The 15,852-nt window shown below is 74.8% G+C and carries 13 protein-coding genes; 9 read left to right on the top strand and 4 right to left on the bottom strand.

The annotated features are described in order from the left end of the window. Window positions 1–63 precede the first annotated feature (63 nt). The 4 genes from K7I03_RS00495 (at window position 64) to K7I03_RS00480 (ending at window position 4,326) form a co-directional block, all read left to right on the top strand. Complete coding sequence (locus tag K7I03_RS00495) at window positions 64–1,137, top strand: type III polyketide synthase (protein ID WP_185946095.1); 1,074 nt, start codon at window positions 64–66, stop codon at window positions 1,135–1,137. Between the two features lie 12 nt (window positions 1,138–1,149). Further along, entirely contained in the window at window positions 1,150–1,674 is a 525-nt protein-coding gene (locus tag K7I03_RS00490) for an isoprenylcysteine carboxyl methyltransferase family protein (RefSeq protein ID WP_185946109.1), read from the top strand. After that, window positions 1,671–2,684 carry an NAD(P)/FAD-dependent oxidoreductase gene (locus K7I03_RS00485; protein ID WP_185946096.1) on the top strand — a complete coding sequence of 338 codons (1,014 nt, stop codon included), beginning with the start codon at window positions 1,671–1,673 and terminating at the stop codon, window positions 2,682–2,684. The genes K7I03_RS00490 and K7I03_RS00485 overlap by 4 nt, the downstream gene beginning before the upstream one ends. Window positions 2,685–2,793: 109 nt before the next feature. Next, on the top strand, window positions 2,794–4,326 hold the full coding sequence (locus tag K7I03_RS00480) for an AMP-binding protein (protein ID WP_185946097.1): 1,533 nt from the start codon (window positions 2,794–2,796) through the stop codon (window positions 4,324–4,326). Window positions 4,327–4,487: 161 nt separating this feature from the next. On the opposite strand, the gene K7I03_RS00475 is transcribed toward K7I03_RS00480, so the two are convergent. The 3 genes from K7I03_RS00475 to K7I03_RS00465 form a co-directional block, all read right to left on the bottom strand. Next, window positions 4,488–5,264, bottom strand: a complete 777-nt coding sequence (locus K7I03_RS00475; RefSeq protein ID WP_185946098.1) for a thioesterase II family protein — start codon at window positions 5,262–5,264, stop codon at window positions 4,488–4,490. Between the two features lie 339 nt (window positions 5,265–5,603). Further along, complete coding sequence (locus tag K7I03_RS00470) at window positions 5,604–8,153, bottom strand: ABC transporter permease (RefSeq protein ID WP_185946099.1); 2,550 nt, start codon at window positions 8,151–8,153, stop codon at window positions 5,604–5,606. Then, window positions 8,153–8,953, bottom strand: coding sequence for an ABC transporter ATP-binding protein (locus K7I03_RS00465; RefSeq protein WP_185946100.1), 801 nt, complete (start codon window positions 8,951–8,953; stop codon window positions 8,153–8,155). The genes K7I03_RS00470 and K7I03_RS00465 overlap by 1 nt, the downstream gene beginning before the upstream one ends. Window positions 8,954–9,232: 279 nt before the next feature. Between K7I03_RS00465 and K7I03_RS00460 the strand changes: the two genes are divergently transcribed. From K7I03_RS00460 to K7I03_RS00445, 4 genes are all read left to right on the top strand, one after another. Then, on the top strand, window positions 9,233–10,618 hold the full coding sequence (locus K7I03_RS00460) for a sensor histidine kinase (protein WP_185946110.1): 1,386 nt from the start codon (window positions 9,233–9,235) through the stop codon (window positions 10,616–10,618). Continuing rightward, window positions 10,606–11,253: a response regulator gene (locus K7I03_RS00455; RefSeq protein WP_185946101.1), complete on the top strand. Its 648-nt coding sequence runs from the start codon at window positions 10,606–10,608 to the stop codon at window positions 11,251–11,253. The genes K7I03_RS00460 and K7I03_RS00455 overlap by 13 nt, the downstream gene beginning before the upstream one ends. 32 nt (window positions 11,254–11,285) lie before the next feature. Then, on the top strand, window positions 11,286–12,956 hold the full coding sequence (locus K7I03_RS00450; RefSeq protein ID WP_185946102.1) for an MFS transporter: 1,671 nt from the start codon (window positions 11,286–11,288) through the stop codon (window positions 12,954–12,956). A 414-nt stretch (window positions 12,957–13,370) separates the two neighbouring features. Continuing rightward, window positions 13,371–14,447 carry an NAD(P)/FAD-dependent oxidoreductase gene (locus K7I03_RS00445; RefSeq protein ID WP_185946103.1) on the top strand — a complete coding sequence of 359 codons (1,077 nt, stop codon included), beginning with the start codon at window positions 13,371–13,373 and terminating at the stop codon, window positions 14,445–14,447. A gap of 58 nt (window positions 14,448–14,505) precedes the next feature. Here K7I03_RS00445 and K7I03_RS00440 read toward each other — a convergent pair whose 3' ends face one another. After that, on the bottom strand, window positions 14,506–15,090 hold the full coding sequence (locus K7I03_RS00440) for a helix-turn-helix domain-containing protein (RefSeq protein ID WP_185946104.1): 585 nt from the start codon (window positions 15,088–15,090) through the stop codon (window positions 14,506–14,508). 89 nt (window positions 15,091–15,179) lie between these two features. On the opposite strand from K7I03_RS00440, the gene K7I03_RS00435 reads away from it, so the two are divergent. After that, window positions 15,180–15,845, top strand: a complete 666-nt coding sequence (locus K7I03_RS00435; RefSeq protein WP_185946105.1) for a class I SAM-dependent methyltransferase — start codon at window positions 15,180–15,182, stop codon at window positions 15,843–15,845. Window positions 15,846–15,852: the final 7 nt, after the last annotated feature.

The following is a 15,852-nucleotide window of genomic DNA, read 5'->3' as shown; positions in this document are numbered from 1 at the left end:
GTGACACCCCGAGACCCCCGTGACACCCCGCGGTACCCGCGACACCCCCGCCCCAGGAGACCCATGACGCCCCGGATCGCCGCCGTCCACGGCCTGCACGCCCCGCACCGCTACCCCCAGCAGGCCATCACCGACATGATCGCCGGAGCGTTCCACCGCAACGGCGGCGACCGGCGGCGGCTCGGGACCCTGCACCGCAGCACCCGTGTACGCACCCGCCACCTGGCGCTCCCCCTGGAGGAGTACGCGGATCTGACGAGCTTTCGGGCGGCCAACGACCTCTTCATCCGGCAGGCCACCGCCCTGGGGGCCCGGGCGGTCGACGGCGCCCTGCGCGCCGCCGGACTGCGGCCCGCCGACGTGGACCTGCTGATGTTCACCTCCGTCACCGGGCTCGCCACCCCCTCCGTCGACGCCCGCCTCGTCCAGCGGCTCGGCCTGCGCCCCGACGTCAAGCGCCTCCCCGTCTTCGGCCTGGGCTGCGTCGCCGGCGCCGCGGGCATCGCCCGCCTCCACGACTACCTGCGCGGCTGGCCCGACCACGTCGCCGTGCTGCTCTCCGTCGAACTCTGCTCGCTCACCTTCCAGGCCACCGACACCTCACCCGCCAACATGATCGCCAGCGGGCTGTTCGGCGACGGCGCCGCCGCCGTCGTCGCCTGCGGGGAACAGCGGGTTCCGGCGGCCGGGGGACAGGCCGCCGGCCCGGCGGTCGTCGCCACCCGCAGCCGGATGTACCCCGACACCGAGCACGCCATGGGCTGGGAGATCGGCGACTCCGGGCTCCGCGTGGTGCTCGACCCCTCCGTCCCCGACATCGTCCGCCACCACCTGGCCGACGACGTCCGTACCTTCCTCGGCGACCACGGGCTCAAGCCGGACGACGTGACGGCCTGGGTCTGCCACCCCGGCGGCCCCAAGATCCTGGACACGGTGACCGAGGTCCTCGGCCTCGCCCCCGACGCCCTCGACCTCACCTGGCGCCACCTCGCCGAGGCCGGCAACCTCTCCTCGTCCTCCGTCCTCCACGTGCTCCGCGACACCCTCGCCGAACGCCGCCCGCCACCCGGCTCGCCCGGCCTGCTGCTGGCCATGGGCCCCGGCTTCTGCTGCGAACTCGTCCTCCTGCGCTGGTAGGCCACCGTGACCGTGCCTTGGTACGCCCTCCTCCTCGCCGCCGTCGCCGCCGAACGCGGCGCCGAACTCGTCCTCGCCCGCCGCAACGCCCGGTGGAGCCGCGAGCGCGGCGGACTGCCCGTCGACGGCGGCCACTACCCGTGGATGGTCGCCCTGCACACCGCGCTGCTGCCGGCCTGCCTCCTCGAAGTGCTCGCCGCGGACCGGCCGTTCCGGCCCGCGCCCGGCTGGGCGATGCTCGGCGTCGTGCTCGCCGCGCAGGGGCTGCGCTGGTGGTGCGTCCGCACTCTGGGACGGCGGTGGAACACCCGTGTGATCGTCGTGCCCGGCCTCCCGGCGGTGACCGCCGGCCCCTACCGGCTGCTGCGCCACCCCAACTACGCGGCCGTCGCCGCCGAGGGCGCGGCGCTGCCGCTGGTGCACGGCGCGTGGGCCACGGCCGTCGGCTTCACGCTGCTGAACGCCTGGCTGCTCACCGTCCGCGTCCGGTGCGAGGAGGCGGCGCTCGCCCCGTCCCGCGCCCCCTCCACCGCGTGATCGACGTCCTGGTGGCGGGCGGCGGACCGGCCGGACTGGCGGCCGCCGTCCACGCGACGCTCGCCGGCCTGGAGACGGTGGTCGTCGAACCGCGCGCGACGCCCGTGGACAAGGCGTGCGGCGAAGGCGTCATGCCCAGCGGCGTGGCCGCGCTCCGGGCGCTCGGCGTCGAGGTGGCCGGACAACCGCTGCGCGGTATCCGGTACGTCGACGGGCCGCGCCGTGTCGAGGCGGACTTCCGCGGCGGCACCGGGCTGGGCGTCCGGCGGACCGTGCTGCACGCCGCCCTGCACCGGCGGGCGGCGGAAGCCGGGGTGCGGTTCGCGCCCGGCCGGGTGGGCGCGGTCGTCCAGGACGCGGACGGGGTGACGGCGGGGGAGTGGCGGGCGCGCTGGCTCGTCGCCGCGGACGGCCTGCACTCCCCGCTCCGCCGCGCCCTGGGTCTCGGCCTGCCCGCGCGTCCCGTCGTCCGCTACGGCCTCCGCCGCCACTTCCACGTCAGCCCGTGGAGCGAGCACGTCGAGGTGCACTGGTCCCGGCACGGCGAGGCGTATGTGACGCCCGTGGGCGAGGAGCTGGTGGGCGTCGCCGTGCTCAGCCGCGAACGGCGCGGCTACGACGCCCACCTGGCGGCGCATCCGGCGCTGGCGTTCCTGTCCCGCGCCGAGCCCGCGAGCGCCGTGCGCGGCGCGGGTCCGCTGCTCCAGCGCACCCGCGCCCGGACGGCCGGGCGCGTCCTGCTCGTCGGCGACGCGGCCGGGTACGTCGACGCCCTGACGGGCGAGGGCGTCGCCCTGGCCCTGGCGACGGCGGAGGCCGCGGTGCGCTGTCTGGCGGCCGGCCGGCCGTCGGCGTACGAGGCGGCCTGGCGCCGGCTGACGCGGCGGCACCGCGTCCTCACCCACGCCCTGCTCCGGGCCCGCCGGTTTCCGGGCGGCAGCGGTCTCGTCGTCCCCGCGGCCCGCGCCCTGCCGGGGGCGTTCGCGGGTGTGGTGCACGCGCTCCAGTAGGGCCTCCGGGGCATCACCGGGCCGGGCTTGGCGTTGTCGATCAAAAGAGGCATGATGATGGATGCCTCAGGCAATTATTGGCCTGGGAACCTACCTCGGAGGAGCAGAAATGTCGCACACCGCGCCGAAGTTACCGATGTACGTGGAGGACATCCTCGACGGCATGGGTGACGACCCCGGGCGCGAGGCGCTGGTCCACGAGGGACGGCGCGTCACCGTGGGGGAGTTCCGCGCACTCGTCCACCGGATGGCGCGGGCGCTGCACGCCGAGGGGCTCGGCCGCGGCCACACCGTCACCCTCCTCAGCGGGAACCTGCCCGAGATCGTCGCCGCCCGGTACGCGGCGAACCTGCTCGGCTGCCGGGTCAACCACCTCTACAACAAGCTCTCGGCCGAGGTGCAGGCCGGCATCGTCGCCGACGTCGAGACGCGCGCGCTCATCGTCGACCCGCGCCTGGCGGAGCGCGCCGAGGAGGTGACGCGGCTCGCCCCCGTCGCGCACGTCCTGGCGCTCGGCCCCGCGAAGACCGGCAAGGACCTGCTGGAACTCGCCGCCGCCCAGCCCGGCGAGCCGTTCCCGAGCCTGGCCGAACCCGAGGACATCGCCTCCATCCGGCACACCGGCGGCACCACGGGCCATCCCAAGGGCATCTGCACCACCTTCGCGCAGGCCGGCCGCGGCTACCGCGAGGACGTGGACCACACCCCCCGGCAACTGGTCTGCACGACCATCGCCCACGCCGCCGGACACCTCGCGGACGGCACCCTCCGCCGGGGCGGCGTCCTCGTCCTGCTGGAGGACTTCGACCCGGCCGCCGTCCTCGCCGCGATCGAACGCGAGCGCGTCACCGACGTGTTCCTCCTCCCGCCGCTGCTCTACGAGCTCCTGGACCACCCGGACCTCGCCCGCACCGACACCTCCGGCCTGCGGTGCGTGCTGTATGGCGGCTGCCCGGCGTCCCCCGTGCGGATCGCCGACGCGATACGCCGCCTCGGGCCCGTCCTCGTCCAGTTCTACGGGCAGAGCGAGGCCGGCGGCATCAGCTTCCTGGAGCCCGAGGACCACGACCCCGCGCGGCCCGAACGGCTGCGCAGCGTCGGCAAGGTGCTGCCCGGCGTCGAGGTCGCCGTCCGCGACCCCGCGACCGGCCGGGACCTGCCGCCCGGCGCGCACGGCGAGATATGCGTGCGCTCCGAACAGGTCATGCGCGGCTACTGGAAGCGGCCGGACCTGACGGCGGAGGTGCTGAAGGACGGCTGGCTGCACACCGGTGACATCGGGTTCCTGGACGACGAGAACTTCCTGACCGTCGTCGACCGCATCAAGGACATGATCATCGTGGTGGGCGGGCACGTCTACACGACCGAGCTGGAGGACGTGCTCAACGCACACCCCGGCGTACGGCAGAGCGCCGTGTTCGGCGTGCGGGACGCCGACGACATGGAGCGGGTGCACGCCGCCGTGGTGCCGGCCCCCGGCGCGGACATCCCGGCGGACACGCTGCGGGCGTTCGTCCGGGAGCGGTGCGGCGCGATGTACGAGCCGCACCGGATCGACTTCCTGACGGAGCTGCCGCTGACGGACGCCGGGAAGCCGGACAAGAAGGCCCTGCGGCGGGCGGCCGAACGGCAGGCCGGCTGACGGGAGCCGGTCCGTCGGCCGGACGTGGCCGTCATCGGACGGGGGAGTCCCCGTGCGGTGACGGCCATGTCGTGCTCGGTGCCGCGGCCGGGCGGAGCCGGGCCGGCCCGCGCGCGGTCGCCGGGAGGGCGTCGCTCTCCGCCCGTCGACCCGTCGGCTCCTCAGCCCGTCAGGGAAGCGACGTACTCCCGGATCACCCCGATGACCTCCGGCGCGCGGGAGTTGAGGTAGAAGTGGCCGCCGGGGAAGGTGCGGAGGGCGAACGCCGCGGACGTGAGACCGGCCCACGCCTCCGTCTCCTCGACCGTCGCCATCGGGTCGCCGTCCCCCAGCAGCGCCAGGACCGGGCAGGGCAGCGGCGGGCCGGGCCGGTGCCGGTAGGTCTCCACCGCCTCGTAGTCGGCGCGGATCACCGGCAGGAACAGCGCCCGCAGCTCGGGGTCGTGGAACATCCGCAGGTCGCTGCCGCCGAGCCGCTCCATCTCGGCCACGATGCCGTCGTCGTCCCGCAGGTGGACGTCCTCCCGCCGGACGGTCGTGGGGGCGCGGCGGCCCGAGACGACGACGGACAGCGGGGCCGCGCCCTTGTCCGTGAGCCGCCGTGCCACCTCGTAGGCGACCATCGCGCCCATGCTGTGGCCGAACAGCGTCACCGGGCGGTCGCACCACGGCAGCAGTTCCTCGGCGGCCCGGTCCGCCAGTTCCTCGACGGAGCGCAGGGGCGGCACCGCCCGGTGGTCCTGGCGGCCCGGGTACTGCACCGCCAGCACGTCGAGCGCGGGGGACAGGGCGGCGGAGACGCCGTGGAAGTAGCTGGCCGAGCCGCCCGCGTAGGGGAAGCACACCAGCCGGTTCGCGGCGTCCGGGGACGGGTGGAAGCGCTGGATCCACTTGCTTCTCTCCCGCACGCCGCCGACGGCCCCGCTCGACTCGCTCACGTCACTCGCTCCTCGCATGTCCGCCTCCGGCGCCCGCCGTGGCCGCCTCGGTCGGTCGGCCTCGGTCAGTCTCGCTCGGTCTGTTTCGGTCAGTCTCGGTCCGTCCCGCGCATGATCCCATCGTGCCCGAGCCGCGGCCAACCCCTAACCGCCCGGCCGCCGTTCGCGATAGGGGTCGCGTCCGACCCCTATCGCGCCCGCCGGGCGGGGAAAGCAAGGGGTCCCACCGCTCGGCAGAGCGGTGGGACCCGGGCCGGAGTACGACGGGGGATGGACTACCGGCCCCTCATGGTGGTTTGGTGCCCCGTCGCGGCCGTCACGCCGGCCGCGGCGGAGTCGTCAGGCGGCCGAAGTGGCCGCCTCCACTGGGCGGAACCGGGTGGCCCGCCAGGTGGGCAGGAGCGTCGCGGCGAAGGTGACGACCACGGCCCCGGCCACGACCGCCCAGTAGATCCACACCGGCACGGACGGCACGACGCGGTCCAGCTTGGCGACGCTGTACGGGAAGAGGGTGACCGCGGCGGCGACGGAGCCGAGGACGACCCCGGTCACCGCGGTCAGCACGCTCTCCGCCGCCATCATCGTCATGACCTGCCGCCGGGTGAAGCCGGTGAGCCGCTGGAGGCCGAACTCCCGGCGGCGCCGCCCGGTGGCGGAGACCAGGGTGTTGATCACCGAGATCACCGTGTAGCCGACGATCATGCCGACCACCAGGTAGTTGATGGTGGCGAGCTGCTGCTGTCCCGCGGTCCGGCCGGCGGTGAGCGCGTCGCTGCCGGCCACCTCGACGCCCGGCTGGTCCTTGACCGCCGCGCCCAGCGCCGCGGCCACCGCGCCCGGGTCGGCCCCGGCGGCCCGCCGCACCACGATCTGCGCGGGCGTCCCGTCCGTGGTGTGCGCCGCCAGCAGCCCGGCGGGCAGCAGCAGCGACGTCGTCAGGCCCTCCGGCCGGTAGGTGGCGACCACCTTCACCTTCACCGGGGCGCCGTCGCCGAGCCGCAGGGTGATCGTGTCACCGACCGCGCGCCCCAGCGACTTCGCGTGCTCCACCGGCAGGGCCACGCTGTCGCCGCGCAGCGCGGCGAGCGAGCCGGCGGCGGCGGTCACCGAGAGGTTCCCGTCGCCGGTGACGCCCTGGAGCGTCCACCCGTCGTCCGTCTGCTTGGAGTCCTTGGGCTCCTGGACGAAGCCGGTGCTCGTGACGTACTCCGAGGCGGCGGCGACGCCCGGGACGCGGCGGACCTTCTCCAGCGTGCCGGGGGCGAGGCCGCCGGTGCGCGAGGTCAGGACGTCGTCCGCCCGCAGGACGCCGGTGTGCGCGGCGCGGTTGGAGGCGTCCTCGATCTGCTGCATGTACAGCGTGCCGGTGGCGATGCCGGTCAGCAGGACGATGGGGGTGATGGTGGCGGCCATCCGCTGCGCGTGCGTCCGGGAGTTGAGGATCGCGAGCAGGCCCGACAGCCCCGACACCGCCCGCAGCGGCACCTTCAGGACCGCCACGACGCCCTTCGCGAAACCGGGGGCCAGCAGGGCCAGCCCGATCGCCCAGAAGATGCAGGCCGGAGCCGCGACGCCGGCCGTGGTGTCGTCCACCGGCATCGTCATCGTCGTCGCCGCCATCGCGACACCGCCGACGAGGAACACGATCGACCAGACGAGACGGGCGCGGGTCAGCCAGCGCCCCTCCATCGCGCTCTCGGCGAGCGCCTCGGTGGCCCGGGTCCTGGCGATCTTCCGGGCGGTGAGGTACGCGGCGCCCACGCCGGCCAGCAGCGAGGCGGCCACCGCCACCGCGGCCGGCAGCACGCCGAGCCGGAACTCGACGGCCCCGGAGACGATCCCGGCGGAGACGAGCTTGTCGAAGAGGAGCCGGCTGAACAGCGCGCCGGGCAGGCAGCCGAGCACGGACGCCACCAGGGAGACGGCCAGCGTCTCGCCCAGGATCATGCGGCGCAGCTGCGCCGGGGTGGTGCCGATCGCCTTCATCAGCGCCATCTCGCGGTGCCGCTGACGGATCGTCAGGCCCAGGGTGGACGACGCCCCGAACATGGCCACCAGGACCGCCCAGCCGCCGAAGATGGAGGCCAGCATCAGCAGGTTGCGCTGGCTCGCCGCGGCCTTGGGGAACTCCGCCAGGCCCCGCTGGTCGCCGGTCAGCGCGACGGCCTTGCCGCCCAGCTGCTTCTCGATCCGGTCGCCGAGCGCGGCCGCGTCGGTGCCGGGCTTGGGCAGGACGCCGATCGCGTCCACCGCCCCCGGGTGCCCGCTGAGCGTGCGGGCCTGCGCGTCGGTGAAGAACACGGCGGGCTGGAACGCGTCCCGGCCGCCGGCCTGCCGGACCACACCGGTGAGCCGGAACTCCCGCGGTGTGCCCTGGACCGTGACGAGGACCCGGTCGCCGAGGGCGGCGCCGGACTCCTCGGCCAGCCCGGCGTCCAGCACCACGTCACCGGCGGCGGCCGGCGCGGCCCCCTTGGCGAGGCGGTAGGGCGCCAGCCGGGAGGACTCCCAGCCGTGGCCCAGCGGACGGTGGTCGGGGCGGGTGACGTCGTCCGACAGGTCGGTCACCGGGCGGCCGTCGCGTACGACGGCGACGGGGAAGGACACGTCGGGCACCGCCTCGCGGACGCCCGGCACGCCGGCGACCTCGCGGACCGTCCCGGCGTCCAGCCGGACCCGCTCCGCCAGGCGCTTGGACTCGTACGCCTGGTCGCCGGTCACCACCACCGGCGCCGCGGCGAACCGCTGGGAGGGGAGGACGTCGCGGACGCCGCTCTCCATCAGGCCGCCGCAGGCCATGATGAGGGCCGCGCCGAAGAACATGGCCACGAACGTGGCGACGAAACCACCCTTGCGGTGGCGCAGGGTGCTCAGGGCGAGGGACAGCATCAGTACGCGCCCCCCGTCGCGGTGCGCGCCTGCGGGTCGTACGCGGACTCCTCGTCCGCCCAGGCACCCAGGCGCGTCATCCGCTCGGCGACCACCTCGGCGGTCGGGTTGTACAGGTCGCCCACGAACCGGCCGTCGGCCAGGAACACCACGCGGTCCGCGTACGAGGCCGCCACCGGGTCGTGCGTGACCATCACGATGGTCTGCCCGAGGGTCCGCACCGACTCGCGCATCAGCCGCAGCACCTCGCGGGCGGTACGGGTGTCCAGCGCGCCGGTCGGCTCGTCGGCGAACACCACGGCCGGACCCGTGACCAGGGCCCGCGCGATCGCCACCCGCTGCTGCTGCCCGCCGGAGAGCTCGGCGGGACGGTGGCCCGTCCGGGAGTCCAGACCCACCCGGTGCACGACCTCGTCGATCTGCGCCCGGTTGGCCTTCCGGCCGGCCAGCTTCAGCGGCAGCGTGATGTTCTGCATCACCGTCAGCGCGGGCAGCAGGTTGAAGGACTGGAAGACGAAGCCGATCCGCTCGCGCCGCATCTTCGTCAGCGCCGTCTCGTCGTACCCGCCGAGATCCTCGCCGTCCAGCAGGACCGTGCCCGAGGTGGGCCGGTCAAGTCCCGCCGCGCAGTGCAGGAAGGTGCTCTTGCCCGAACCCGACGGCCCCATCACGGCGGTGAAGCTGCCGCGCTGGAAGGACAGGCTCACGCCGTCGAGTGCGGTCACCGCGTTGGCGCCCTCGCCGTAGACCTTGCGAACCGCGTTCAGCCGGACTGCGTCGGCGACTGCGATGGTGTCCATTCAAAGCTCCCTGTACCTGTCGCGTGGGGGACGCGATCACACCGTCAACGCTACGGACGGGCCGCCGCGCGGCCGATGGGTCTACGACCACAAAGGGGGTGGAGAAAACTCCACCCCGCCCGAAGGCCCTCCTCCACTGCCCCGGGCCCGGCCGGCGGCGATGCTGGGAGACGCGGGCGGGCGGACCGGCCGACCGGACCGCCCGCGCGTACTGCATGATGAGGCCCGTGGGGCGGAGCGCCCCCGGGTCAGGGGAGGACGGAGCCAGGTGTGCGAGGCGTGGACCTCAAGGCCGGCGGGCGGGTTACGCGGTGCGGCGAGGACCGGGACGAACGGGACGAACGGGACGACCGGAGCGGTCCGGCGGCGGGCGGTGACGGCCCCGTGGTGACCGAAGCCCGACCGGTGCGGCAGGACGGCGGTGCCGGGCGGCTGCGCTGGTGCGCGCGCGGCCTGGTGGTCGCGGTGCTCTCCCAGATAGGCAGCGTCGCCCTGTTCACCGTCACCGTCCTGACCCTGTTCTCCCTGGTCGTCGGCGTGGGCGTGCTCTTCCTGCCGGTCGTCCTGGCCGCGGTCCGCGGGCTGGCCGGCTACCACCGGCGGACGGCCGGCGAATGGACCGGCACCCCCATCGACACCCCCTACCGCCACCCCGTGGAAGCGTCACCCCACGACGTGGCCGCCTCCTTCCGGCAGTGCCGGCGGCTGCTGGCCGACCCGGCCACCTGGCGCGACCTGCTGTGGCTGTTCCTCGACGGGCCCGTCGGCCTGGTCCTCGGCCTGCTGCCCGCGTCCCTCGTCGCCTACGGCCTCAACGGACTCTTCGTCACCCCCTTCCTCTGGGAACACATGGGCCCGCACTGGGGCTTCGGGGTCATCTGGCCCATCGCCGACCAGACCGACGCCTATCTCGCCATGCCCCAGGGAGCCCTGCTCGTGGCCCTCGGACTGCTGAGCGCCCGGCCGCTGGTCCGGGCCCACGGCGGCTTCAGCCGGCTGCTGCTCGCCCCCACCCGAGGCGCCCGCCTCGCCCTGCGCGTCGAGCGGCTGACCGAGACCCGCTCCGAGACCGTCGAGTCCCAGGCGGCCGAACTCCGCCGCATCGAACGGGACCTGCACGACGGCGCCCAGGCCCGCCTGGTCTCCCTCGGCATGAAACTCGGCCTCGCCGACACCATGTTGGACGAGGACCCCGAAATGGTGCGCCGGCTCCTCGCCGACGCCATGGAGTCCAGCAGCCAGGCCCTCACCGAGCTGCGCGACCTGGTCCGCGGCATCCACCCGCCCGTCCTCGCCGAACGCGGACTCGACGGCGCCGTACGGGCGTTGGCCGTCGGGCTGCCGCTCCCCGTGGAGCTGGCGATCGACCTGCCCTCCCGTCCGCAGCCGCCCGTCGAGTCGGCCGCCTACTTCGTGGTCGCCGAGACGCTCGCCAACGTCACCAAGCACAGCGGCGCCACCCGCGTCGACGTCCGCCTCTGGTACGCCGACGGCGCGCTCCGGGCCCGGGTCACCGACGACGGCCGCGGCGGCGCCGACCCCGAGGGCGGCAGCGGCCTGCGCGGGCTGCAACGCCGGCTCGCCGCCTTCGACGGAGTACTGGACGTCCACAGTCCGCAGGGCGGACCGACCGTGGTGACGATGGAGCTGCCGTGCGCGTTGTGATCGCCGAAGACCTGGCCCTGCTGCGGGAGGGCCTGGTACAACTGCTGACTGCACACAAGTTCGATGTGATCGAGGCGGTGGACAACGGGCCCGCCATGCTGCGCGCCCTGCTCACCCACCGCCCGGACGTGGCCATCGTCGACGTGCGCCTGCCCCCGACCTTCACCGACGAGGGCCTCCAGGCCGCGGTCGAGGCCCGCAGGCAGGTCCCGGGACTGCCCATTCTGGTGCTGTCCCAGCACGTGGAGCAGATGTACGCCCGCGAGCTGCTGTCCGATCAGAACGGTGGCGTCGGTTACCTGCTCAAGGACCGCGTCTTCGACGTCCGCCGCTTCGTCGACATGCTCCGGCAGGTCGCGGACGGCGGCACGGTCATGGACCCGAAGGTGGTGTCGGAACTCATGGTCAAACACGAGAAGGCGACCAGCCCCGTGCAGTCCCTCACCGAACGGGAACGCGAGGTGCTCGCCCTGATGGCCGAGGGCCGCTCCAACGCGGCCGTCGCCGCCAAGCTGTTCGTGTCCGAGAAGGCCGTCAGCAAACACACCAACAGCATCTTCACCAAACTGGGACTCGCGGCCTCCGGAGACGACAACCGGCGCGTCCTGGCAGTACTCGCCTACCTCAACGCGTAGGCGCCGACCAGCGGAGCGGGAGCGACGACGTCATGCACGACACCGGAGCGGCACCGATACGAACGTCGAGGGAGACCGGGAAGCCCGGGACACCGGGGAAGCCCGGGACATCAGGGAAGGCCGGGCGGAAGGAGTGGACCGGGCTGGCCGTCCTCATCCTCCCCGTCCTGCTGGTCTCCCTCGACATGCAGGTGCTCTCCTACGCCCTGCCCTTCATCAGCGCCGAGCTGGCGCCCAGCGGCTCCCAGCTCCTCTGGATCGTCGACATCTACCCCTTCGTCCTCGCCGGACTGCTGCTCACCATGGGGTCACTCGGCGACCGCATCGGCCGCCGGCGGCTGCTGATGCTCGGCGCCGTCGTCTTCGGGCTGGCCTCGGTGACCGCCTCCCTCGCCACCGACCCCGTCCTGCTCATCGGCACCCGCGCCCTCCTCGGCGTCGGCGGCGCCACCCTGATGCCGTCCACCCTCTCCCTCATCCGCACCATGTTCACCGACGACGGGCAGCGCCGCGCCGCCATCGCCGTGTGGACCGGCGCGTTCGCCGCCGGCGCCGTCCTCGGACCGCTGCTCGGCGGCATCCTGCTGGAACACTTCTGGTGGGGCTCCGTCTTCCTCGTCAACCTGCCCGTCATGGCGCTGCTGCTGCTCCTCGCCCCGGCGCTGCTCCCGGAGTCCCGGGCCTCCGGGCCCGGCCGGTTCGACCTGCTCAGCGCCGCGCTGTCGCTGGCCGCCGTGCTTCCCGCCGTCTACGGCATCCAGAAGACCGCCGAGGACGGCCTGCGTGTCGTACCGGCCGCCGCCTTCGCCGTCGGCCTGGCCGTCGGCTGGTACTTCCTGCGGCGCCAGCGCCGACTCGACGAACCCATGCTGGACGTCCGGCTGTTCGGCGACCGGGCGTTCAGCGCCTCCGTCGCCACCAGCGTGCTCGCCATCTTCTCCCTCGTCGGCTCCGGACTGTTCACCACCCAGTACCTGCAAATGGTGCTCGGCTACGGCCCGTTGCGGGCGGGCCTGTGGGCCCTGCCCGCGGCCGGCGCCGCCATGGCCAGCTCGGCGCTGGCCCCCCTCCTGGCGCGCGCCGTCCGGCCCGTGGCCGTGGTCGCCGGCGGCCTGGTCGTCGCGGCCGGCGGATACGGGGTGCTCACCCGCCTCGACGCGGACTCCGGCGTCGCGGTGATCGTCACCGGCACCGTCGTCATGGCGGCCGGCATCACCCTGGTCATGACCACCACCTCCGACCTGGTCATCGCCACCGCCCCCGCCGACCGGGCCGGCTCCGTCTCCGGACTCTCCCAGACGGCCACCGAGTTCGGCGGAGCCTTCGGCATCGCCGTCCTCGGCAGCATCGGCACCGCCGTCTACCGGCACGACATGGCCCGCCACCTCCCGGACGACCTCCCGTCCGGCGCGGCGACCGCGGCCCGGGACACCCTCGGCGGCGCCGTCGACACGGCCGGCCGCCTCCCGGCGGAAACCGGCGCCGACGTCCTGGCCGCCGCCCGCGACGCCTTCGCCCACGGCCTGCGGATCGCCTCGTGGACGACGGCGGGGCTGCTGCTGGCGATGGCGGTGCTCTCGGTGTTCCTGCTGCGGCACACGGTGCGGGGCGGGGACGCGGACGGGGGCGGGAGCGGGGGCGGGGCTCCGGGGGAGGGGACCGGAGACGGGACGGCCGAACGGGCGGCCGGGCGGCAGGCGTAGACGGGTGCCGGGGAGCGAGCGGGCCGGACGGCCGTGCGGGAGCGGGCGGTGAGGACGCGGCCGGGCCGGACACGGTTGCCCGGAACGTGCGGGCCGCGTCGGCGCGGGGCGGCCCAGACGGTCGCGGTGGCCTGCCGGCCGGTGGCGCCGCGGACCCGGCGCCAGGCGGCGCCGGCCGGCAGGCGCGGGCCGTTGGGGCCCACGATGACGGTGGAGCCCTCGTGGCCGGCGACGCCGAGCGGCAGGATCCGGGTGTGGCGCCGGGGCACGGCCGCGTCGCCGAGTGCCGGTTGCCTATGACTCCGCGGGACCCTTGCGGAACCGCTGTGGCCCGTTGCCGCCGATGCCGCCGGGTTTCTTGCCGGAACGGCATGATTTCTTGTCCGTCGTGAGGCGCCGGGCGAAGGTGCCGGTATGACGGAGAACGCAGAGAACCTCGAATACGTCGATGTGGTGGTCGTCGGCGGCGGAGCCGCCGGCCTGTCGGGCGCGGTGACGCTCGCCCGGTCCCGGCGGTCCGTGGTGGTCGTCGATTCCGGTGAACCCCGCAACGGCCCCGCCTCCGGTGTGCACGGCCTGCTGTCCCGGGACGGCATCGCCCCCGGCGAACTGCTGCGGGCGGGCCGGGAGGAGGTCGCCGCGTACGGCGGCCGGGTGATCGCCGACCGGGCGGTGTCCGCCGCACGGGACGGCGACGGATTCCTGGTGGCGACGGCGGGCCGGCGCCGCTTCCGGGCCCGGCGGCTGCTGGTGGCCACCGGGCTCGTCGACCGGCTCCCCGACCTCGACGGACTGCGCGAGCGGTGGGGGCGGGACGTGCTGCACTGCCCGTACTGCCACGGGTGGGAGGTGCGGGACCGGCCGGTCGGGGTGCTGGCCACCGGCCCGGTCGCCGTCCACCAGGCGTTGCTCTTCCGGCAGTTGACCGGCCGGGTCACCCTGTTCCGGCACACGGCCGGCGACCTGGGCGAGGAGGAGTGGGAGCGGCTGGCGGCCCGCGGGATCTCCGTGGTGGACGGGGAAGTCGCCGGACTGGAGATCGAGGACGACCGCCTGGTGGGCGTACGGCTGGTGTCGGGAGTGCGGGTTCCGCTCGCCGCGCTGGCCGTGGTTCCCCGGCCGGCGGCCCGGGACGCGGTGCTCGCGGGGCTCGGACTGACGGCGGCGGAGCACCCGTCGGGCCTCGGGGATCAGGTCGGCGCGGACGTCACCGGGCGGACCGCCGTGCCCGGGGTGTGGGTCGCGGGCAATGTGGCGGACGTGACGGACGGGGTGGTGGGGGCAGCCGCCGCGGGCGTACGGGCCGCGGCGGCCATCAACGCCGACCTGGTGGCCGCCGACACCGACGCCGCCCTTGCCCGCCGCCGCGCCGGACACCCCGCGCCGGTCTTCACCCCGGAGGCGGAGGCGGCCCTCTGCGGGCGGGTGATGGGCGGGCGCCGCCATGGCCTCGACGGTCTGCTGCCGTCCCGCGCACCCGGGTGGGGCTGACGCACGCGGGTGCCAGGCCCCTCGGCGCGCGTCAGGTGCCACGCCCCTCGGCACGTCGTCAGGTCGTGCGGGCCCGGAGGTGGGCGCGCTCGCCCTGGCTGCCGAACAGCACCAGCAGTTCGACCGGCCGGTCGTCGGCCGGGCCCATCCAGTGCGGTACGTGGGTGTCGAACTCGGCGGCCTCGCCCGGGGCGAGGACGAGGTCCCGGTCGCCGAGGATCAGACGCAGCCGGCCCTCCAGGACGTACAGCCACTCGTAGCCCTCGTGCGTCCGCGTCTCCGGCTCGGTACCGCGCGGCCGTGGCGGGATGACCAGCTTGTGGGCCTGCATGCCGCCGGCCCGCCGGGTCAGCGGAACGTACGTCAGGCCCGGGCGGTGGACCGGCCGCAGGTGGATGCGGGGGTCACCGGTCTGCGGGGCACCCACCAGTTCGTCGAGCGGGACGCCGTACGCGCGGGCCAGCGGGAGGACCAGTTCGAGCGTCGGCTTGCGCTCACCGCCCTCCAGGCGCGACAGCGTGCTCTCCGAGATCCCCGTCGTCCGCGACAGCGCCGCCAGAGTGACCCCGCGCCGCCGTCGCAGCTCCCGCAGCCGGGGGCCGACGGCGGCGAGGGTCTCCTTCAGCTCGTCCTGTTCCTCCATGCGCACCACCTTGCCGAAACGGCACGACCTCTTGCAACCGGCCGCCCGGCTGTCCGCCGGGCTTCGACAAGACACCAGGGAGCGACCCCATGACAGACAGGATGACCGACACCGACCCGGCCCCCGAAGAAGCCGCACGCTTCTGGGAGCGCGTCCACGCCGACCGGGACGAGCCCGTCTGGTCGGGCCGCCCCAACCCACTGCTCGCCGAGACCGTGCGGGCCACGCCCCCCGGAACCGCCCTCGACCTGGGCGCCGGAGAGGGCGGGGACGCGGTCTGGCTGGCCTCCCGGGGCTGGACGGTCACCGCCGTCGACATCGCGCCGACCGCCCTGGCCCGTACCACCGCCAGGGCCGTCGCCGCCGGCACCGCCGTCGCACAGCGGCTGACCACCGAACGGCACGACCTCGCCCGCACCTTCCCCGCCGGCGCCTACGACCTGATCAACGCCCAGTATCTGGAGACCCCCTTCGCCCTGCCACGGGCCCGCGTCTTCCGGCGGGCCGCGCGGGCGCTGACCGCCGGCGGGCTCCTGCTCATCGTCGACCACGGTTCCTTCCGGCCCTGGGCCTGGGACCCCGACCCCGACACCCGCTTCCCCGCGCCGGAAGAGATCTACGACGCCCTGGGCCTGGACCCGGACGTCTGGCGGCCCGAACGCCTCGACCGCCCCGAGCGCGAGGCCACCGGGCCGGACGGGCGGACCGCCACCGTCACGGACACGGTCGTCGCGATCCGCCGCCTGACGGTCTGACCGTCCT

The sequence above is a fragment of the Streptomyces mobaraensis genome (assembly GCF_020099395.1).
Taxonomy (GTDB): domain Bacteria; phylum Actinomycetota; class Actinomycetes; order Streptomycetales; family Streptomycetaceae; genus Streptomyces.
The sequence above is the reverse complement of the archived record's forward strand: the minus strand, read 5'-3'. Positions and strand labels throughout refer to the sequence as shown.

What these genes read in the sequence shown, in the direction of transcription:
- K7I03_RS00495 (WP_185946095.1), top strand. Translation starts at nt 64, where the DNA reads ATGACGCCCCGGATCGCCGCCGTCCACGGCCTGCACGCCCCGCACCGC.
- K7I03_RS00480 (WP_185946097.1), top strand. Translation starts at nt 2,794, where the DNA reads ATGTCGCACACCGCGCCGAAGTTACCGATGTACGTGGAGGACATCCTC.
- K7I03_RS00470 (WP_185946099.1), bottom strand. Translation starts at nt 8,153, where the DNA reads ATGCTGTCCCTCGCCCTGAGCACCCTGCGCCACCGCAAGGGTGGTTTC.
- K7I03_RS00465 (WP_185946100.1), bottom strand. Translation starts at nt 8,953, where the DNA reads ATGGACACCATCGCAGTCGCCGACGCAGTCCGGCTGAACGCGGTTCGC.
- K7I03_RS00450 (WP_185946102.1), top strand. Translation starts at nt 11,286, where the DNA reads ATGCACGACACCGGAGCGGCACCGATACGAACGTCGAGGGAGACCGGG.
- K7I03_RS00445 (WP_185946103.1), top strand. Translation starts at nt 13,371, where the DNA reads ATGACGGAGAACGCAGAGAACCTCGAATACGTCGATGTGGTGGTCGTC.
- K7I03_RS00440 (WP_185946104.1), bottom strand. Translation starts at nt 15,090, where the DNA reads ATGGAGGAACAGGACGAGCTGAAGGAGACCCTCGCCGCCGTCGGCCCC.
- K7I03_RS00435 (WP_185946105.1), top strand. Translation starts at nt 15,180, where the DNA reads ATGACAGACAGGATGACCGACACCGACCCGGCCCCCGAAGAAGCCGCA.